Here is a 21457-nt window from a genome sequence, read left to right as displayed (position 1 = left end):
AAAAGGAAGCCTCCCCTGGCTTCCTTTTAAATAAAAATAGATGAGGTGTGAATATGAACGGATATGTATATTTAGTTGGTGCAGGACCAGGTGATGAAGGGCTTATTACAAAAAAAGCGATAGACTGCTTAAAGCGTGCAGATATCGTCTTATATGACCGCTTATTAAATCCTAGATTTCTTCATTATACAAAAGAAACATGCGAACTTATTTATTGCGGAAAAATGCCGAAAAATCATACTATGCGACAAGAAATGATTAACGCCCACCTCCTTCAATTTGCGAAAGAAGGAAAAACCGTTGTACGCTTAAAAGGTGGAGATCCCTCTATTTTTGGTCGTGTTGGTGAAGAAGCAGAAACTTTAGCATCTGCGAACATTCCGTATGAAATTGTACCAGGTATTACATCTAGCATCGCCGCTAGTAGCTATGCAGGTATCCCCCTCACCCACCGTAACTACAGTAATAGCGTCACTTTACTAACTGGACATGCAAAAGGTCCTTTGGCCGATTATGGAAAATATAATTCATCCCACAATAGCGACACAATCGCCTACTACATGGGTATAAAAAACTTACCTACCATTTGTGAAAACTTACTACAAGCAGGAAAAAAAGAAGATACACCCGCAGCAGTCATTGAATGGGGTACAACTGGGAAACAGCGCGTTGTCACAGGGACTCTAGCAACCATTGTTCATAACGTCAAAACCGAAAATATTTCTAACCCTTCCATGACGATTGTTGGTGATGTCGTTTCCTTACGTAATCAAATCGCTTGGAAAGAACGTAAACCATTACATGGTAAAAAAGTTTTATTTGCATCTGCAACAAATAAAACAAGTGTAATGAAGCAAAGGTTACAAGAAACCGGTGCAGAAATATATCAAATTCCAACTTTCAAAAAGGAAGAATATACATTAACACTTGAACAAATCAATGAAATTTTTAACGTTGATCGCCTTGTTTTTTGTTCAGCTGAAAGTGTAGAAATCTTGATGCAAGCATGTAGTAAATACCAGAAAGATATTCGTTCCTTACAGGCAGAGCTGCAGCACATGAATGTTGCCACTCAAGAAAAACTTATGCAATATGGGCTACTAAGTAAACAAGCAAAGTTCTCTTCCCATACAACTGTTTATTTAGGCAGAAATATTAACCGAATTGCTTTTATTCAAGAGAAAATTGGTGCTGGCTCCTATATGATGACTCATGAGTATACAATTGATCATCGTTTCGATGAAGTTCATTCTCGTATACTTTCTGAATTCTCATGGGATAGCATTGTGTTTGAAGGGCGTGCCTCAATTGATACTTTTTTATCAGAAATAAAACGACTTGGTTTTATTGATATTCTTACTCTTCCCTTCTCGTATACCGACGTTCCAACTTTACACTATGCGAATAAAGTCGGATTACATAATGTAGATGAGCAATTACAAGACATTATTATGAAGAAAGATTTGGTGCTACGATGAAAGGAATTGTATATGTTGGACACGGTAGTCGCCTGCAAGAAGGCAATGAACAATTTATTCGCTTTATTCAATCTGTCATGAAAGAACGTAACGAAAGAATTCAAAAAATAGCTTTTCTAGAACTAACAACACCTACCATTTCGGATGCAGTTACAGAAACAATACTAGAGGGAGCAACTGAAATAATGATTGTACCTGTTTTATTATTTGCAGCAGCTCACTATAAACGTGATATTCCTCTTGAAATAGAACAAATACAAAAGAAATACCCACATATAACATTTTCAGTTGTACCACCTTTTAGTACGCATCCACATATGGTTGAACTTGTAGCGAAAAGAATACGTGAAACTATTCCAATGCAAGGTAGTAGTATTTTACTCGTAGGAAGAGGCAGTAGTGACCCCCAGCCGATACATGAGTTACAACAAATCGGAGCAGCTGTCGAACGAAAACTCAGTATGCCAGTATCGTGCTCCTTTTTAACGAAAGGAACTCCCTCTTTTACTGCTGAGCTCAAGACTATAACATCGGCCGCATCCCATGTATATGTCATGCCGTACCTTCTCTTTACCGGATTATTGCTTCAAAAAATCAAATTGCATACAAAAAAATACGATCACGTTACGACTTGTAACTGCCTGAAGTTTGATACATATATGAAGTTGGCATTATTAGAGCGAATGGAGGAATGTGTGTATGTATAGCATGTACCCTCTTATGTTTAATCTACATAATAAAGTGGTCGTTATCATTGGTGGAGGTAAAATTGCATATCGAAAAGCGTCTGGATTAAAAAATACAGGCGCTTTCGTCACCGTTATTAGCCCCGAGATTTGCGAGGAAATGAAAGAACTTCCCTATATTACTTGGAAGCAAAAAACTTTTAGTAATGATGACATTAAAGATGCTCATCTTATTTATGCAGCTACAAATCAACATGCTGTTAATATGATGGTCAAACAGGCCGCCCACGATTTCCAGTGGGTTAACGTTGTAAGCGATGGTACAGAATCATCGTTTCACACACCTGGCGTTATAAGAAATAATGAATATATTGTCACTATTTCAACTTCTGGTAAAGATCCATCGTCTACAAAGCGTATGAAGCAAGAATTAACATCTATACTTCCTAAACTTATAAAAAAGCTTTCTCGTACTCACAAATAATAATCTATTTCTTAGCCAAAATAGTAATTACCTTTGGACAAACGTTTTTTAGAAGCGTTTGTTCTTTTTGTTTTGGTTTCTTTTTTGAAACTGCACAAGCAATCTGCGAAGAAAATGAATGGTGTCGGCAACTTGTAAACAAGTAAATGTTATGATAACTGCAACATTACGAGCAACTCTTTCAATTCATTTTTTACATTGGATATTCATTCAACCAAATTAGCGATTGTTCATAATCATCGAAAAATTCCACAGATTCTTTCGTATTGGATTGTTGTAAATAATTCAGTATCTCCCCTTCTTCAAGAAGAAATGCAATTGCCTTACTATGATTCAAAATGGTTTCATTGAAGAACTTATCTTTCCATACTTTTTGAACAGAAAAATGATTTGGCGTGTATTCTTTTCTATCTACCAATAATTTGTATTTCCGCCCTTCAGAAATAAATTGCTGACAAACCTGCTCAAAATCATTAAACCATTCATACACATCCTCTGTTTTAATCTGACCAATTAGATGGGTAACAATCAAATCTCCTGAAACTGTTGTGCTGATATTCTGTTTACTCAACTTGGAATCATCTCCCTTTGTTACAATTATGCGGGAAATTCTTATAAAATCAATAAAGATAAAATTCTTAAGTAATAAAACAACATTATTTACGAAAAGGCCCTTGTTATACATAAGACAATTCATTCTTGTTTGTTTAAGTAGAAAAAAGGATGCCTCTACTAGGCACCCTTTTTTCTATTAATGATTCTTTAACATCACTAACAGCTTCTCTTGACTATACATCCACACTGTAATAATTAAACAAGCAAGCGCTACTTCTGATAACGCCATAAATCCGATTGCATAATGACCTGTTAGTTGGAATAGTAATGTTAAAATTAATGGCGGGAAAAACCCTCCTAGTCCACCTAAAGCTGACACAACACCATTTACAATCCCTGCTTGCTCAGAGAAGTACATTGGCACAAGCTTGAAGATTGTACCATTGCCAATACCTGCACAAAATGCGACTAGTAAGCAACCAAATGTGTATACGTTCATGCTTGGCATAAATGATAGGATAATACCTGAAAGTGTTAAACCGATAAATACGAAGATTAATATTTTAAATGGATTAAATTTATCACCGAGCCAACCACCAATCGGGCGCATAATTGTTGCTAATACGATGAAGCCAGCTGTCCGCATACCTGCATCTACTTTCTCTAATCCGAAGTGAGATACTAAAAAGTTTGGTAAGTATACTGTAAATGCGACGAATGATCCGAAAGTTAAAAAGTAAAAGATACATAAAAACCAAAGTTTTTCATTTTTATATACACCTTTTATTTGTTCCATTAATGGTGTATTCACCTTTTTTTCTTTACGATCTCCTAATAAAAAGTTCATAAGTGCAAATGCTGCAAGTAAAATTAAATAACACTGTACTGTCGTTCTCCAGCCAACTGAAGTTGCAATAACAGGTGCTAAAAATGAAGTAATTGCTGTTCCAGCGTTACCCACTCCGTAAATACCATTTACAAAACCGTGGCTCTCTTTTGGAAAGTACTTTGGTAAAGAAGTTACTCCTACAGAGAATACAGCACCACCAATCCCTACAAATAAGCCACCAATAATTAAATCCATCATAGAATTGGCAACACTAATGTAAAAGACAGGGAATAATAAAAGAATAAAACTAATAAAGAATAATTTTCTTGCTCCGTAACGATTCGTCCAATAACCAATTGGAATGCGAAGAATAGAACCTAAAATAACCGGTACTGCTGTTACCATAGAAATTTGTCCCGCAGTTAATGGAATATCTGCTTTAATATAAGGCATTAATGATGATAAAATGACCCATACCATAAAACCGATAACTAGATTAGAAGTTTGTAAACTTAATTGAAAATTAGGACTTTTCATCCTGTTCCCTCCTATGTATGCATAGTTATATTCATTCTCTCCAGCCTAATCACGTCCTAACATGATTAGGCTGAAAAGAATCAACCACCACTTACTGGCGGAATCATTGCTACGACGTCGCCAGTTTGAATGATGTCATCCTCATTTGCGTATTCTTCATTTACGGCGACCATTATCTCGTTTGAAATTGCTACATTGTATTTCTTAATCAGAACTTCCTTTAGTTCAGAAACTGAAATATTTTCACAATCTATTTGCAAGACCGACTTACTTGCTTCTTCTTGCAAATGTGCAAATAATAGTACTTCAATCATGTTCTCATCTCCTTTTCAGGTTCGCCATTACCATATGCTATTTTCTCTAACTGATCCCCTATCCATGACTCACCATCTTCCCAAAACTCTTTCTTCCAAATCGGAACAATTTGTTTTATACGCTCCATAATATATTCATTCGCCTCATAGGCCGCTTTCCGGTGTGGTGTAGAAACAGCAACAACAACAGCAAGATCAGAAATTTTTAATGTACCAATGCGATGTGTAATTGCCACATATGTCCCAGGCCACTTCGCTTCTACTTCAGCACCAATTTTCTCAAGCTGTTTTTCCGCCATTGTCTTATAAGCTACATACTCTAAATAAAGCGTGCGACGTCCTTTCGTAAATTCTCTGACAGTACCAATAAAAGTAGTAACTGCACCGCACTCACGGCGAATTACTTTACTTGTAACATCTTCAATTAAAATAGGAGTATCAATTACTTCATAATACGTATGTGTCATCTTGCACCTCTTATCTTTGTATAAATTAGCAATCTATTTTTCTGTTACTTGTATGATCGAAGCGGCTCTTCCCACGGCCACTCACTTCCGGCGCTTGATTCTAATAACAGTACCGAAACGGTTATTCCTGCTTCAAATCCTCTCGTTCCTCCCGGCAGAACGATACATGCATTCGCTTCTGCAAGTGAAGAAATTGCGCTAGATTTATCTAAACCGACTGGTGTAACTTGTAATTGGCCATCTACAAGTTCTACATTCCCTCTTACAAAACGAGTAAACGGATTTGCTTTCGGAAAGTCTTTCTGTAAAATTGCTTCTGCTCGAAATAAGTGCGGATCTTTCCTGTGCAAGTATGTTCCAATGACTGGTCGAACATATAATTCACATCCGACATAACAAGCAGAAGGATTACCAGATAGACCAAATAATAGTTTTCCTTCTAGCTCAGCGACAGTTGTCACGCTTCCTGGTCGCATCGCTATTTTATTGAAAAGTACATTTGCTTGTAATCTCTCATAAATAGCAGGTAAATAGTCATAGTCTCCTACTGAAACGCCACCAGTTGTAATTAATATATCAACTTCTTTTATCGCTTTTTTTACAGTGTTATAACACGTCTCAAAATCGTCAGCGAATTGTCCACAATACTGTACAACTCCGCCCGCTCGTTCAATTTGAGCAGCGATCATATAGGAGTTACTATTTCGAATCTTCCCTTCTTTCAGTTGTTCATGTACTTCGAGTAGTTCACTCCCTGTCGTTACAATTCCAATAACCGGCTGTCTTACAACATGCACGGAACTATAACCAAACGTAGCAAGCAGTGCCGCTACTCCAGGGTTAATAGAAGTCCCTTTTTTCACAAGTATGGCATTTTGTTTTACATCTTCTCCTTGAAAAGAAATGTTATCACCAGAAGTGAAAGAGCGTTTTAATTTCATATAAGTCTTTTTGTTTTCTTCAAACCCTTCCGTTAGTTCTAACATAACAACAGCATTACATCCCGCTGGAATTGCGGCTCCTGTCATAATACGTACAGCTTGAAATGCTTTTACTTCCTCTTTAAAAACAAAACCTGCTCCAATTTCACCTATCACTTCAAACTGAATTGGGTTACTGCTACTTGCTTCTTTTGTATCTTCTGTTCGAATCGCAAATCCGTCGTACGGAGAGCGATCAAAATGCGGAACATCATGATCTGCAACAACATCTTCTCCGAGGACTCTTCCGTAACTTTCGGTAAGAGAAACCTTTTCCATTTCACCTTGATAGGCATATTCCATTACACGTGCAACTGCTTCTGCCACTGAGATTGGTGTACGTTTTTCTAACATTCTTTTTCACCTCGTTTTGATAAGAAGAAACTCTCTTTCTGTTCATCCTATATATTTTGCGTATAACCGTTTTGCCATTTTCATATCATTAGTCCCATGAATAAACGCTCTGCCGTCTGTAAATAACACAAAACGATATTCATCTACTAGAAAGGATAGTAAATATGGAGTTTTTTTGACATTCACACTTTTTTGTAAGCGCTTTTGAATTTCTTCTAAATTAAGAATTTTTTTTATTCCTGGACGGATTTGAACTGTATTCCGCCCGCATAGCACTTCCGTTTTCATCTGTGCTTCAAATGTTAAACTTGGATACGTGCGTACATTCCCACAAGATGGACATGTACTTTTTTTCTGCCTATTTACTTTTAATGAGAGATATTGATTGTTCCAAATATCAAATGATAACATTGTTCCTCTTAACGCCTCAAAATCATCCACCAATATTTTCATCGCTTCTGTTACTTGGTGAGCAACAACCATTTGTACCGCTGGCTGAATGATTCCGGCTGTATCGCATGTTGCACCGCCCATAGGATGATCCATTAAGCAGCGAAAACATGGTGTTTCTCCAGGAAGAATCGTATACGTTACACCGTAACTTCCAATGCATCCACCGTATATCCAAGGTATATTTTCTTTTTGTGAAATATCATTTATAAGTAGGCGCGTATCGAAATTATCAGTCGCATCTACTATAAGATCTGCTTCTTTTGTTAACTCTTCCATTTCTTGCATTGTAACATCCGTTACAACAGGTACAATTTCTACTTCAGAATTAATTTTTCTTAAATGCTCTGCCGCTGCAATTGCTTTCGGTTTACACTGCTGTGCATCTTCTTCTGTATATAACTGTTGTCTTTGTAAATTACTCCATTCAACGTAGTCACGGTCAGCAATTGTCAATTTCCCAATTCCCATCCTAACGAGCGCTTCTGCATTCGCAGCTCCTAGTGCACCCGCTCCTATTAGGAGCACATGCTTTTCTTTTATTTTTCTTTGTCCCATTTCACCAATTCCAGAAAACAATACTTGCCTTGAATAACGCTCTTGCATAGGGAACCCTCCTTTCGTTATCCACCAATGTAAGACATTTCTACTTTTGGACGTTTATTTGCACTTTCAGCTGTTCTTTCATCTGAATACCGATCTTTTCTAAACTCCCATGTATGTTGTAGAATTTTTAATAGTGATGCATTAGAAATATTTTCTCGAAGAAGCGTTCGCAAATCCGTTCCTTTCGTTCCAAATAGGCATGTAAAAAACTTTCCGTCTGCCGAAATACGAGCTCTCGTACAAGAAGAACAAAATGACTCAGAAACAGAAGTAATAAAGCCAACTTCTGCATCGCTCCCTACATATCGATACACTTTAGCTACTTCTCCAAAGTAACGAGGCTGGGCGGGCTCAATCGGATATACACGATTAATTTTTTCTATTAATTGTTCCTTCGTAATGACTTGTTCAAAGTTCCAGCCGTTCGTACTGCCCACATCCATAAACTCGATAAAACGTAGCTGAATTTCTTGTTCTTTAAAATACTGAGCCATAGGAAGAATTTGACTATCATTCATCCCTTTTTTTACGACCATATTTACTTTCACTTCTAATCCAGCTGCCTTCGCTGCTTCAATCCCTTTCAATACAGGTTTTGTGCTTACATTTCGGCCATTTATTTTTTTGAAAACGTGATCCTCTATCGCATCTAAACTAATATTTACACGTTTTAATCCCGCAACTTTTAGCGCCTTAGCTTGTTTTGCTAAATGAATACCGTTTGTTGTGAGTCCAATATCTGTTAAGCCTTCTAGCTTTGCAAGCCTTGCAATTAACTTTGGTAAATCTTTACGCAATAAAGGTTCACCGCCAGTAAGTCTAATTTTATTGACTCCCATACTTATAAATAATCTAGCTAATCTTTCTATTTCATCGAATGTTAATAAAAACTCTTCCTGTAAAAAAGCATAATTAGATCCGAACACTTCGGCTGGCATACAGTATGTACACCTAAAATTACAACGATCAATAACTGAAATACGTAAATCTTGAAGTGGCCGCTCTAACGAATCCCTCATCTTCTCGTGCATCTATATCCCTTCTTTTCTACTGCAATCCTTAGTAGGTTTCATATTTTTTATTTGCCTTTATTATAAAAAAGAAGCTACATATTCAATGTGACTTTTCTCACATTACTTTCCCCATTCAAAAATTCTTCACAAATCCGTTCGAATTTTGTTCACATCTTTAGTCTCATCTACTTTACATATTGAATTTTTTTTGGTTATCTTTTCAACTAAAAACTTATACTCATTTACCCCTTTACTTCCATTAACTCTTAAAACATATTAATTTATTTTCCCGTACGGTCATTGAAATTTCACTTTTTTTAAAATAGCTCTTGCATTTTCATCATACTTACACTCAAAATAGGAAATGTATTGCTTATAAGAAGAAAGGTGATCGCTGTGGCAAACAGTATGACATTATCTCAAGATTTAAAGGAATTACTTGCATCTGTTGAATATAAAATGCAGATAAAAAAAGGAAGTTTTATTTTTCAAGAAGGTATGGAAGCAACAGAACTCTATATCATCCACTCAGGAAAAGTACAAATTAGTAAACTAAGTGCTGACGGACAAGAATTAACACTCCGTATTTGTTCGGCATACGACATTATTGGCGAATTAACATTATTCACGGACAATGCGAAGTATTTATTAAATTCAAAATGCCTTGAAGATGTTGAAGTAGGAGTAATAAAGCGTGAAACCTTAGAAAAAGCATTACTCCAAAAACCCGCACTTGTATTTGAATTTATGAAATGGATTAGTGAACATTTAAGAAGAATGCAAACGAAGTTCCGCGATTTAGTATTACACGGCAAAAAAGGTGCCCTGTATTCTACTCTCATACGAATGACAAATAGTTATGGTGTGTTAAAGGAAAATGGTATTCTCATCGATTTACCATTAACGAATCAAGAACTTGCGAACTTCTGTGCAACTTCCCGTGAAAGCGTAAATCGAATGTTAAATGATTTGAAAAAAAAGGGTACGATTTCTATTACTAAAGGAAAGATTACAATTCATGATTTACAATTTTTAAAATGTGAAATTGCTTGTGAAGATTGTTCTACCTCTGTTTGTAGCATTGATTAGCATCTTATTTAGATGCTAATCTTTTTTCATATTACGTTACTTTTTCATTATAACGTACACGGTTATTCCCCTATATTAATAAAAACGAGGCCTTCCATATTAGACCTCGTTTCGTTTTAGCTGCTATTTGTTCAAAGCGTTATTATTTTTTCAATTCATTAGGAATACGTCTTCTGTAAATTACATAACTACGGCTTAAGTATTTAATTGGAGCACTAAATACATGTACAAGTCTAGTGAACGGCCATACTGCGAATAGACCCATCGCTGCAATAATATGAATTTTAAACCATACAGGCACTTCCATCATATATTCAACTTTCGGTTGGAAAATAAAGAGACTTCGGAACCAAGGACCGATCGTTGTACGATAATCAAACCCTTTTGAGTCGATATTTAAAAATGTTGAGGAAAGTCCTGCCAGCATAACGATAAGTAATAAAATAAGCGCAATATAATCTCCCGTTGTACTCGTTGCAATGATGCGTTTTACGGTTACACGGCGATACGTTAATATAATTAAACCGATGATAGAAGCAACACCTGCCGGAAGTCCGAAACTAATTGCTACTACATGATACATATGTTCAGAAATACCTATTGAACGGTATACGGACTCTGGAATTAAAATCCCCATAACATGACCGCCAATTACGAACATGATCCCAAAGTGGAATAATAGACTTCCGGCCCGGAGCATTTTTTTCTCTAATAGTTCACTAGATTTTGATGTCCATCCAAATTGATCATAGTTGTATCTGAAAATATGTCCACCGATAAAGATTGCAAAAATGATATAGGGAAACAACACCCATAGAAATTGATCCATCATTTTGACAACTCTCCTTTCTAATTTGTCTGTACACCCCATGTATCGATAGCGAGGAGAATAGCTGCAAGAATTGGTTCATACATACTATCAGCTTCTTTTAATTGAACGTGCAATGCTTGTATATTTTCCTTGTATTTACTCATAATTGGCTCACTATCTTGCTCATTTGCATTTGCAAAAAACTCAAGCAAAAGCGGTAAATAATCCGGTAGTTCTTTATCTGTTACTTCAAAACCAGATTTTTTATAATGCTGTTTTAACTCTAATAATTCAATACCTCTTTCTCTTTGTTCACCTGTGTTCATATAAGTTAAATACATATTTGTCTTTTTACCAAAATCAAATGTATATACGTAAGGATCAATTAATTGATCGTTCGTTTTATCTAGTGCTTGTTTTATAAACGCTGTAAGTGCTGCTTTAACGTCTTCTTGTTCAATTGCTTCAATCTCTTCTTGTACTTCAGTTAAAGCTTCTCCCCACCCAAGTTCCGGATAGGAGAGAAGAAAAGAAGAACAAGAAAAAGCAGTTTGTAAACTTTGTTTCATCATTTTCCGCCCCCTTTATTTAAGAAATTGTCATGCAAGACCCTGGCCCACCTGCGAAGGATAAACCACAGCTTCCTTGTTCACTATATAAATCAGCAACTTGTTCACGGTGAGTGCCCGGAATGACGAAGCGATCTTTATATTTCGCGATAGCAAGAAGACGATACATATCTTCTACATCCTGTTTCGTTAAACCAATTTCTTTTAATACTGCTTCATTTGGTTCTTTATTAATTTGCAATGCTCTCATATGCGTCCGCATGACAGCCATTTTTTTCAACGTAAGACGAATGTGGGATTCATCTCCTGCAGTGAGTAGGTTCGCTAAATATTGAATTGGGATACGCATATTATCGATAGCAGGGAAAATCTCTTCTGCTTGCCAGTTACTTCCTTTCCCTTCCACCATATTCATAATCGGGCTAAGCGGGGGGATATACCAAACCATTGGCATTGTACGGTACTCTGGATGAAGAGGCAGAGCAATTTTCCAATCGATAATCATTTTATAGATCGGTGACTCTTGTGCTGCTTTAATCCATTCTTCAGGAATGCCTTGTTTTTTCGCTTCAGCTGCTACTTCTGGATCATTTGGATCTAGAAAAACAGTAAGCTGAGATTCATATAAATCTTTTTCATCTTCAACAGAAGCTGCTTCTTTCACTTTGTCAGCGTCATATAGCATTACCCCAATATACCTGATACGTCCTACACATGTTTCCGAACAAATCGTTGGCATACCAGCTTCAATACGCGGGAAACACATTGTACATTTTTCTGCTTTATTCGTTTGCCAGTTAAAATACACTTTTTTATATGGACAAGAAGATACGCAGAACCTCCAAGCACGACATGCATTTTGATCCACAAGAACAATCCCATCTTCTTCACGTTTATACATCGCACCAGATGGACAAGAAGATACGCAAGATGGATTCATACAATGTTCGCATATGCGTGGTAAATACATCATAAAGACATTTTCAAAATCTGTTTTAATTTCTTCTTCCATTTTCTTTACGTTCGGATCTTGCAATCCTGTTATATGTCCACCAGCTAAATCATCTTCCCAGTTTGGACCCCATTCAATTTTGTCGATAAATTCGCCTGTAATTGCTGATTTCGGACGAGCAACTGGTTGATGCTTACGCTGCGGGCTATTTGTTAATGTTTCATAATCATAGTTCCAAGGTTCAAAGTAATCGTCGATGGTTGGTTGATCTGGATTGTGGAAAATATTCATAAGGCGTTTCATTTTCGAACCTGATTTCAGCTGAATTTCACCATTTCTCAATTCCCAGCCGCCTTTATATTTCTCTTGATCTTCCCATTGTTTCGGATAACCAATTCCAGGTTTCGTTTCTACGTTATTGAAGTACATATATTCAGCACCTGGACGATTTGTCCAGGTGTTTTTGCATGTTACGCTACAAGTATGGCAGCCGATGCATTTATCTAGGTTCATTACCATTCCGACTTGTGCTTTAATCTTCAAGCCAATCTACCTCCTTCAGTTTACGGATTACAACATTTAAGTCACGCTGATTCCCAGTCGGACCATAGTAGTTAAATCCATAGCTTAATTGGCCATATCCACCAATCATATGTGTTGGTTTAACATGAATACGGGTTGGACTATTATGTGTTCCCCCGCGGGTGCTTGTTAATTTCGTACCAGGCACGTTAATGTGGCGATCTTGTGCATGGTGCATAAATGCCATCCCTCTCGGTATACGGTGCGTTACGACAGCACGTGCTACAACAACACCGTTACGGTTAAAGCACTCGATCCAATCATTATCTGCGACGCCAGCTTCATTCGCATCATCTTTATTCATCCAAACAGTTGGACCACCTCTAAATAACGTTAACATCGGTAATGAATCGAAGTACATACTATGAATCGACCACTTATTATGCGGTGTTAAATAGTTTAGTGTAATTTCTTTTCCTTCTACTTCGGGACGTGATTTTCGGAACGGTTTATGTTGCAGAATTGGTTTAAATGTTGCCATCGTTTCACCGAATTCTTTCATCATGTCATGATCTAAGTAGAAAGATTGTCGACCCGTTATCGTTCTCCAAGGAATAAGACGTTCCACATTTGTTGTAAATGGTGAATAACGGCGTCCACCTTTTTCAGAACCTGTAAAAGCTGGAGAAGTAATTACTGTTTTCGGCTGTGCTGTAATTTGTTCGAATGTGAAGCATTCTTCTTCACGTTCTTCTGCTAAATCACGCAGTTTTAAATCCGTTTGTTTTTCAAGTGCTTCCCATGCTTTTACAGCCATATGACCGTTTGTTGTCGAAGAAAGCGTTAATACCGCCTCAGCAGCATTGATTGCTTCTTTTATGTCTGGGCAACCTTTCGCAATAGAATCCGTTCGAACAACTCCTAATTTGCTCTTTAATTGCTCATACTCTTTTTCTGCTGACCAAGAAATACCTTTCGTACCAATTGGTTGTTTTCCAGCATTTGGTCCTAGTGCAGTCATCTTGTCATAAATTGTTTTATAATCCCTTTCGACAACATGAATTTGTGGCATCGTTTTACCCGGTATTGGTTCACACTCACCTTTACTCCAGTCTTTAATCTTGCCAAGTGGTTGCGCTAATTCTTGCGGTGTATCGTGAAGAAGTGGTGTTGCAACGACTTCTTTCATTGGTTCAAGGTCGATTTTCTTCGCTAAATCTGACACAGCTTTAGAAAGAGCGGTGAAAATATCCCAATCAGAGCGTGCTTCCCACGGTGAACCGATTGCTGGATTAAATGGATGTACAAATGGATGCATATCCGTACTGCTTAAATCATGCTTTTCATACCAAGTTGAAGCAGGTAAGACGATGTCAGAATAGAGCGCTGTTCCAGCCATACGGAAATCTAAATTAATGAGTAGATCAAGCTTCCCTTCTGGCGCTTCTTCATGCCACTTAATTTCTTCTGGTCGCAACGAATCACTATCGTCATTCATTAATCCATTTGTTGTGCCTAATAAATGTTTTAAGAAATATTCGTGGCCTTTACCAGAACTTGAAATTAAGTTGGCACGCCATACGAATAAGTTGCGCGGGAAGTTGTTTTTATTATCTGGATCTTCAATCGCAAATTTTAGTTCTTTTTCTTTTAGTTTTTGTGCAACGTATTTTCCGATTTCTTCTTGCGTTGTTGCACCAGCAGCAACAGCTTCTTTATATAATTCAATTCCATTTTTCTCGAATGTCGGATAAGAAGGTAACCAGCCAAGTCGTGCCGCTAATACGTTGTAATCACCGTGATGTTGATAACGAGAGTTGCCCTCAATTGGTGATGCTAAATGTCCAACCGGTGTATCTTCATAACGCCATTGATCTGTTACGAAATAGAAGAAAGATGTACCATTTTGTAATTTCGGTGGCCCTTGCCAATCTTTTGCCATCGCGATTGTTTGCCATCCTTCTGCTGGTCGTAATTTTTCTTGACCGACATAATGCGCCCAACCGCCACCGTTTACGCCTTGTGCTCCAACGAGAAGAACAAGGTTTAAAACTGCGCGATAAATCGTATCAGAATTAAACCAATGGTTAATACCGGCCCCTACAATAATCATCGAGCGCCCATCCGTATCAACTGCGTTTTGTGCAAACTCACGAGCAATTTGAATAATAAGCTCTCGTTTCACTCCTGTCATTTTCTCTTGCCATGCAGGTGTAAATGGTACATCATCATTGAAATCTTTCGGCTCTTGTCCGCCGAGCCCTCGGTTCACACCGTAATTTGCCAACGTTAAGTCGTATACAGTTGTAACGAACACTTCGCCTTCTTCTGTCATAATTTTTTTCACTGGAATTGTACGTTCCAATACTTTATTTCCATCATCTGAGAAGTACGGAATTTGTACCGTTCCCACAGCGTCTTCCATTCCAAGTAAAGAAAGACGTGGATCAATCTTTTCACCTGTTTGTTCATCTTCTAAACGTAAATTCCATTTCTTTTCATTATCCCAACGTGACCCCATTGTGCCGTGAGGTGTTGCAAAATCTTTCGTGTTCTCGTTCCAAAGAACAGGCTTCCATTCTCCTAACTTTGTTTCTCGTCCAATATCAGTAGCATTTAAGAAACGATCAGCGACGAATTGATCTCCTTTTTGTTTCAATGTGACAAAGAAAGGAAAATCAGTATATTGCTTCGCATACTTTGTGAAGTATTCCACTTGATTATCTACGTAAAATTCTTGTAAGATCACATGCCCCATTGCCATCGCAAGTGCACCGTCTGTACCTTGTTTCACACTAATCCAATCATCCGCAAATTTTGTAGACTCAGCGAAGTCAGGACTGACAGAAACAACTTTCGTTCCTTTATATCGAACTTCGGCTAAAAAGTGTGCATCTGGCGTTCTCGTCATCGGTACATTTGAACCCCATGTCATAATGTAACCAGAGTTATACCAATCGCTACTTTCTGGTACATCTGTTTGATCACCCCAAATTTGCGGAGAAGCTGGTGGTAAATCCGCGTACCAATCATAGAAGCTAAGCATCGGCCCGCCCATAAGTTGCATAAAGCGGCTACCCGCTGCATGACTTAACATCGACATAGCTGGAATTGGTGAAAAACCAACATTTCGGTCTGGGCCGTATTTAATGATTGTGTAAAGTAACGAAGCAGAAACGAGTTGTAATACTTCATCCCAATTCGCACGAATAAATCCACCTTTACCACGCGCCTGCTTATACTTACGTGCTTTTTCAGGGTTTTCCACAATGCTTTTCCAAGCATCTAGTGGTGACTTGTTATTTTGTAATTCCTCTTGCCACATACTCCAAAGAACACCACGTACATACGGATATTTCACACGAAGTGGACTATAAATGTACCAGGAAAAACTCGCTCCACGTGGACATCCTCGTGGTTCAAAGTCAGGCATATCTGGACCTGTTGTTGGATAGTTAAGCTCCTGCCCTTCCCAAGTTACAATTCCATCTTTCACATAAATGTTCCAACTACATGAACCAGTACAGTTCACGCCATGTGTAGAACGGATTACTTTATCATGTTGCCATCGCTTTCTGTACACATTTTCCCATTCACGATCTTCATATGTTTCTTGTGTATGATTATCGTTATAACGATCTATTGGTGAAAAATATTTTAAACGTCTCATTAGTGCTGAAGGTTTCTTCTTCATACTGTTCACTCCTTTAATACGTCTCTCTTACATACCCTTACTATAAAAGAGGTTGTAAAATACAGATGTGACATTTCGCACAGTTCAAGAGATTGTCATAAATTCATTTGGAAACCGGTTTACGGGGAAACATTTATAAATAAAGATTACTTTTTTTTGTTGTGAAGATTTCGGTCAGCCGTGAGCTTATTAGGAAAATAGCATTTTGAGGATTCACCTTTTTTTGCATAAGAAAAAACGCAGGAGAGATTCCTACGTTTTTATATAAAGTGAAACTTTAATCAGTGGAGGTTTTGTTCGTCCCCCACTGATTATCAGCCCACAAATAGCGAGATATAACTATAAATCATTATTTACGGTATTGCTCTTATTTACGGAAACAATTATACTAAATGTTATCCACACATATAATCTGAATATTCATAAAATTACGAGTGGGATTTCCTTTTTGGACATAGAAATTATAAAGTATCTCACCATGATTTTTTAACATTTACGTTTTTTCCTATTTATATAAGTTCTCACTATGAACTTATATACACCATTCCTACTTGCCTCTTAGATTACTATTATACTGCATTAAAATGAAGGGACTCCTTTTCTTTAACATAAAAATGAATTAGAAAAGATAATAAAATTAGGAGGATTACGATGGCCCGTCTTGATTCATTACATCCCATTGTAGAAAAAATAATCAACAATATTGAAAAATTAATGGTCGGAAAACGAAAAGAAACGATTTTAACCATGACAGCTCTTTTAGCTGAAGGTCATGTACTATTAGAAGATGTTCCTGGCGTTGGGAAAACAATGCTAGTACGCACTCTTTCTAAATCCATTGACGCCGATTACAAGCGGATTCAATTCACACCTGATTTACTGCCGTCAGATGTAACAGGTGTTTCTATTTATAATCCGAAAGAGCTCCAATTTGAGTTCAAGCCTGGACCAATCATGGGGAATTTTGTACTTGCTGATGAAATTAATCGTACATCCCCAAAGACACAATCTGCCTTACTTGAAAGTATGGAAGAAGGCACTATCACAATAGATGGCATTACAAGATCGTTACCAAAACCTTTCTTTGTCATGGCTACACAAAACCCGGTCGAATATGAAGGAACATATCCTTTACCAGAAGCTCAACTCGATCGTTTCTTGTTGAAGCTAACAATGGGATATCCTACACCAGAAGAAGAATTTGAAATTTTAAACCGGATGGAAAAAACAAACCCACTCTCCCATTTACAAGCTATTACAACAATAGAAGAATTACTTTATTTACAACAAAGTGTACGGGAAGTAAGTATGGACAAAGCAATCAAGCATTACATTGTAAAGCTTGTTAATCAGACTCGTTCTTATAGTTCTATACAACTAGGTGCAAGTCCACGTGGCTCAATTGCTTTAATGAAAGCTTCACAAGCTTATGCATTCATCCATGGTAGAAATTATGTTATTCCAGACGATGTTAAATTTTTAGCTCCTTACGTTTTAGCTCACAGACTCATTCTAAAAATGGAAGCAAGATTTGAAGGAATAACAGGAGAACAAGTTATCGCCAAAATCGTTGCACGAACTACTGTGCCGACTCAAAGGACGAAGAACCTTTGATGAAGCGACTACTACGAGCACTATATCACGTTACGAAGTTATCGCTAATCCCTTTATGCGTAGTCTTAACATTTGTGTATGCTATGCTTCAAGGAGGATTTGTAAGTTGGTTTTTGTTTTACAGTACGATTCCTATTGGCCTTTATTCACTACTACTCCCCTTCTACGCTTTACGGGACGCTGAAGTAAAACGAATAACAAACCAAAACAAATATGCAGCAGGAGAACAATTTGTAAGCACGATTACAATAAAAAGAAAATTTCCTTTTCCCTTACTTTATTTAGTTATAGAAGATGAACTGCCACCACCATTTACAAGTTGTAGACAAGCAAAGATGAATAAGGTCATACTCTTTCCGGGATTGAAACGAAATATTTCGTTTCAATATGTTATTGATACAATCCCTAGAGGAGAACACACTTTTTCAAGCGTACGCGTCAAAACTGGCGATCTATTCGGTATGATAGAGAAAGAAGTAACTTTTTCAGTTCCAGATACATTTTTAGTCTATCCCCAGTATGTAGATATAGCGTATCGACAATTGGAAAATCATTTCGAACAAGGGGCGCTTTCAGCAAATATACATTCAGCAAAAGACTCTACAGTCTCTGTCGGCGTCAGAGACTATAAACCTGGTGATCGCTTTTCATGGATTGATTGGAAAGCAACTGCACGAACAAACAATATTATGACGAAAGAGTTTGAACAACAGCGTAGCCATAATATCATGATATTCATGGACAGAACTGAATCCCCTCTATTCGAATCAGTCGTAACGTTTACTGCCTCTATTGTAAGGGCTGTCTTGAAGCAAAATTCACCAGCGTCATTCGTGTCTGTCGGAAAAGAACGAACTATTTTCCCATTAGACAATGGAGATACTCAGTTGCAACAAATCTTTTGCCATTTAGCGAAAGTACAAGCAGACAGTGTATTCCCGCTCTCCCAGAGTGTAGAAATGGAATTAAGAAAAATGTATCAGCCCGTCACGATTATACTCGTGACAAGCGGTCTTTCTCCCGATATTCAAAAGGCGGCTGACTGTGCTGCTATAAAAAATAGAAAATTAATGGTGTTTGTCGTGAAAGAAAAAGCGAATCAACTCTCACATCGAGAACTAAGTATACTAGAAACTCTACAAAAAAGAAAAATATTTGTAAACGCGGTTTATGAAAACCGGTATGCAAACGTGTTTTTTGAGGTGAGCAAATGATAACATTACATACAAAAAAACAATTGGATATGAACAGTTTTTACATGCATGCATGCGCATTTCTACTTTTACTAGAATGGCTAAGACCCCTTATAGGTATTACAAACGTAGGTAGATTAGATATTTTTGTAATATTTATAGGAATTTGCTTCACTCTCTCTTTTTTTCAAACGAGGTGGCAAATTGCTATAAAGATCATCACGATTTTATTCATCATTCATTTCCTATATTATAAAAATGCTTTTATAAATCCATCTTGGCTAACGAAATTTTTTACTGATATTTCTCAAAATTCCTCCCTGTTATTCCAGGGGAATTTGCTAGATATTTCTCCAGTTTTTCCAACAGTTTTATTTTTTCTATCATTTTGGTTTTTGAGTTCTTTCATCTCTTTTTGGATGATTCATAAAAAACGTGGGTTGTTATTTCTTGTATTGACTATTATTTATATCACAACTTTTCATAACTTACATTTATACAATGCAAACTACGCTATTATTCGTACTGTTGTCATCGGATTTTTTATGCTTAGTCTTCTTCGAATAGAACGAATAAAAGAGATGGAACACTTACAAAATTATGATAGAGAAATCTCAAAATTACTTAGACCTCTTACAATATTTATTGTATTGTCAGCAACCATCGCATACTTTGCTCCAAAATTCGGCCCTCAATGGCCAAACCCAATGAATTTTTTAAAATTCAACACATCCGAAGCGAGTAAAAAACAAGAAGTTTCTACAATTGGGTATGGTTTAGATGACTCGAGATTAGGTGGTCCTTTTCAGGCTGATCCTACAATTGTTTTCACAGCACAAACGCAAAACAAACAATATTGGAGAGTAGAAACGAAAGATTTTTATACAGGAAAAGGCTGGGAAGTTTCTGAAAATCAAAAAAAGATTTCTTTTAAAAGTAAAAACGACGTCGTGAGCTGGTACGAACAAAATACAAAAACGGAAACAACCGAAGCAACCATCACCATGCAAAAAAGTGATTTTCACCTTACCTACCCAGCAGGATTAGTATCAGTTGAGGCTTCCTCAGATGTATCATACAGCGTTGACCCATTTTCTGAAAAAATCTATACGATGCACGGAGACTCCTCTACTACTTTACATTCATATAAAGTAACGTATGAGATCCCGGAATTTCCCATAGAAAACTTGAAAGCTGTAAACACGAATGAAGGTCAAGAAACAAATCCTTATTTCATGACAAAGTACACACAACTTCCCGAATCATTACCACAGCGAGTAAAAGACTTGGCTGTCAATCTTACAAATGATAAAGACAACCGGTATGATAAAGTATTAGCTATTGAAAATTACTTCGCAGACAACTCTTTTACATACGAATCAACGAATGTCTTGTACCCTGCCAAAAGTCAAGATTATGTAGATCAATTCCTTTTCGATACAAAAAGCGGCTACTGTAATAATTTTTCGACGTCTATGATCGTGTTACTTCGTTCTGCTGGGATTCCTGCTCGCTGGGTAAAAGGTTATACAGAAGGAACTCTTGACAATACACTTGCCTCTGCAGAAGGTCAGGATATTTATAAAATCACGAACGATAACGCACACTCTTGGGTCGAAGTATATTTCCCAGGATACGGATGGATTCCATTCGAACCAACAAAAGGATTTACCAATCCCTATAATTTTATAAATAATACGCCTGCTCCTATTTCACAAAATAGCGAAGCAAATAATTCTAATAACCAGCAAATACATCAACGAAATAATGAAGCAAAACTTAAAAGTTTAATAGAAAATACAGAAAAAACTTCTACTAAAAAGGTCACAAATTCTAAAACTAGTTTTTCTTGGTGGTACGTATTCCTCTCTACGATACCAATTAGTATCATCGGATACATTCTCTTCACTACTAGAATGAAATGGATTACATTTTTTATTATTCTTTTCTATAAATACCGAAAAGATGATGTTGTTTATCAAAAAGCTTACGACGCACTTTTAAAACAATTTGCGAGAATTGGCATACCACGGGGGGAAAGTCAAACATTCCGAGAATACGCTCTCCGCATCGATACACTTTACAACTCGGCCGATATGCAACAACTTACTTTCAGTTATGAGAACGCTATGTATCAAAACGGACAGACCGCAGCCGAATGGAAGAAATCCGTACACTTATGGGAAGTGCTTATGAAAAAAGCAGCTTCTCTACCTAAATCAAATGAATTCGATACAGTGATTTAATCTTGATCATGTGA

The 21457-nt window shown here is 37.1% G+C and carries 18 protein-coding genes; 7 read left to right on the top strand and 11 right to left on the bottom strand.

Features of this window, described 5'->3' with window-relative positions:
* Nucleotides 1–53 precede the first annotated feature (53 nt).
* The 3 genes from BTOYO_RS23700 to BTOYO_RS23690 are packed head-to-tail and all read left to right on the top strand — an operon-like array spanning nt 54 to nt 2648.
* Nucleotides 54–1478 carry a uroporphyrin-III C-methyltransferase gene (locus BTOYO_RS23700; RefSeq protein WP_001014930.1) on the top strand — a complete coding sequence of 475 codons (1425 nt, stop codon included), beginning with the start codon at nt 54–56 and terminating at the stop codon, nt 1476–1478.
* On the top strand, nt 1475–2185 hold the full coding sequence (locus BTOYO_RS23695) for a sirohydrochlorin chelatase (protein ID WP_000676483.1): 711 nt from the start codon (nt 1475–1477) through the stop codon (nt 2183–2185). The genes BTOYO_RS23700 and BTOYO_RS23695 overlap by 4 nt, the downstream gene beginning before the upstream one ends.
* Complete coding sequence (locus BTOYO_RS23690; RefSeq protein ID WP_000287168.1) at nt 2178–2648, top strand: precorrin-2 dehydrogenase; 471 nt, start codon at nt 2178–2180, stop codon at nt 2646–2648. Before BTOYO_RS23695 ends, BTOYO_RS23690 begins: the two co-directional genes overlap by 8 nt.
* 193 nt (nt 2649–2841) lie before the next feature.
* On the opposite strand, the gene BTOYO_RS23685 is transcribed toward BTOYO_RS23690, so the two are convergent.
* The 7 genes from BTOYO_RS23685 to moaA all read right to left on the bottom strand — a co-directional run bounded on the left by BTOYO_RS23685 (nt 2842) and on the right by moaA (nt 8771).
* The gene (locus BTOYO_RS23685) at nt 2842–3345 is read right to left on the bottom strand and encodes a hypothetical protein (RefSeq protein WP_000995726.1); all 504 of its coding nucleotides are present in this window, start codon (nt 3343–3345) and stop codon (nt 2842–2844) included.
* A gap of 54 nt (nt 3346–3399) precedes the next feature.
* Complete coding sequence (narK, locus tag BTOYO_RS23680; RefSeq protein ID WP_000841860.1) at nt 3400–4569, bottom strand: nitrate transporter NarK; 1170 nt, start codon at nt 4567–4569, stop codon at nt 3400–3402.
* 80 nt (nt 4570–4649) lie between these two features.
* Nucleotides 4650–4883 (bottom strand): molybdopterin converting factor subunit 1, encoded by a 234-nt coding sequence (gene moaD, locus BTOYO_RS23675; protein ID WP_000573668.1) that lies wholly within the window; start codon nt 4881–4883, stop codon nt 4650–4652.
* Nucleotides 4880–5350, bottom strand: a complete 471-nt coding sequence (locus BTOYO_RS23670; protein WP_000149947.1) for a molybdenum cofactor biosynthesis protein MoaE — start codon at nt 5348–5350, stop codon at nt 4880–4882. Before BTOYO_RS23670 ends, moaD begins: the two co-directional genes overlap by 4 nt.
* Nucleotides 5351–5394: 44 nt before the next feature.
* Nucleotides 5395–6684: a molybdopterin molybdotransferase MoeA gene (locus BTOYO_RS23665; RefSeq protein WP_023441237.1), complete on the bottom strand. Its 1290-nt coding sequence runs from the start codon at nt 6682–6684 to the stop codon at nt 5395–5397.
* A gap of 42 nt (nt 6685–6726) precedes the next feature.
* Nucleotides 6727–7740, bottom strand: coding sequence for a molybdopterin-synthase adenylyltransferase MoeB (locus tag BTOYO_RS23660; protein WP_001158119.1), 1014 nt, complete (start codon nt 7738–7740; stop codon nt 6727–6729).
* A 17-nt stretch (nt 7741–7757) separates the two neighbouring features.
* Nucleotides 7758–8771 (bottom strand): GTP 3',8-cyclase MoaA, encoded by a 1014-nt coding sequence (gene moaA / locus BTOYO_RS23655; protein WP_000544630.1) that lies wholly within the window; start codon nt 8769–8771, stop codon nt 7758–7760.
* A gap of 378 nt (nt 8772–9149) precedes the next feature.
* Between moaA and BTOYO_RS23650 the strand changes: the two genes are divergently transcribed.
* Nucleotides 9150–9842, top strand: a complete 693-nt coding sequence (locus tag BTOYO_RS23650; protein WP_000013862.1) for a Crp/Fnr family transcriptional regulator — start codon at nt 9150–9152, stop codon at nt 9840–9842.
* Between the two features lie 142 nt (nt 9843–9984).
* Here BTOYO_RS23650 and narI read toward each other — a convergent pair whose 3' ends face one another.
* The 4 genes from narI to BTOYO_RS23630 are packed head-to-tail and all read right to left on the bottom strand — an operon-like array spanning nt 9985 to nt 16390.
* Nucleotides 9985–10674: a respiratory nitrate reductase subunit gamma gene (gene narI / locus BTOYO_RS23645; protein ID WP_000969188.1), complete on the bottom strand. Its 690-nt coding sequence runs from the start codon at nt 10672–10674 to the stop codon at nt 9985–9987.
* Nucleotides 10675–10691: 17 nt separating this feature from the next.
* The gene (gene narJ / locus BTOYO_RS23640) at nt 10692–11222 is read right to left on the bottom strand and encodes a nitrate reductase molybdenum cofactor assembly chaperone (protein WP_002093771.1); all 531 of its coding nucleotides are present in this window, start codon (nt 11220–11222) and stop codon (nt 10692–10694) included.
* 19 nt (nt 11223–11241) lie between these two features.
* Nucleotides 11242–12717 (bottom strand): nitrate reductase subunit beta, encoded by a 1476-nt coding sequence (gene narH / locus BTOYO_RS23635; RefSeq protein ID WP_000692707.1) that lies wholly within the window; start codon nt 12715–12717, stop codon nt 11242–11244.
* The gene (locus BTOYO_RS23630; RefSeq protein WP_000729099.1) at nt 12707–16390 is read right to left on the bottom strand and encodes a nitrate reductase subunit alpha; all 3684 of its coding nucleotides are present in this window, start codon (nt 16388–16390) and stop codon (nt 12707–12709) included. The genes narH and BTOYO_RS23630 overlap by 11 nt, the downstream gene beginning before the upstream one ends.
* Before the next feature lie 651 nt (nt 16391–17041).
* Here BTOYO_RS23630 and BTOYO_RS23625 point away from each other — a divergent pair.
* From BTOYO_RS23625 to BTOYO_RS23615, 3 genes are read left to right on the top strand one after another with little or no spacing between them, the layout of a single operon-like run.
* Nucleotides 17042–18004 (top strand): AAA family ATPase, encoded by a 963-nt coding sequence (locus BTOYO_RS23625; protein ID WP_000113093.1) that lies wholly within the window; start codon nt 17042–17044, stop codon nt 18002–18004.
* The gene (locus BTOYO_RS23620; protein WP_000826184.1) at nt 18004–19218 is read left to right on the top strand and encodes a DUF58 domain-containing protein; all 1215 of its coding nucleotides are present in this window, start codon (nt 18004–18006) and stop codon (nt 19216–19218) included. The genes BTOYO_RS23625 and BTOYO_RS23620 overlap by 1 nt, the downstream gene beginning before the upstream one ends.
* Nucleotides 19215–21443 carry a transglutaminase TgpA family protein gene (locus BTOYO_RS23615; protein WP_000631293.1) on the top strand — a complete coding sequence of 743 codons (2229 nt, stop codon included), beginning with the start codon at nt 19215–19217 and terminating at the stop codon, nt 21441–21443. The genes BTOYO_RS23620 and BTOYO_RS23615 overlap by 4 nt, the downstream gene beginning before the upstream one ends.
* The last annotated feature ends 14 nt before the right edge of the window (nt 21444–21457 follow it).

It is taken from the genome of Bacillus toyonensis BCT-7112 (assembly GCF_000496285.1).
Classification (GTDB): Bacteria; Bacillota; Bacilli; order Bacillales; family Bacillaceae_G; genus Bacillus_A; species Bacillus_A toyonensis.
This window is presented reverse-complemented; position numbering and strand designations above follow the sequence as displayed.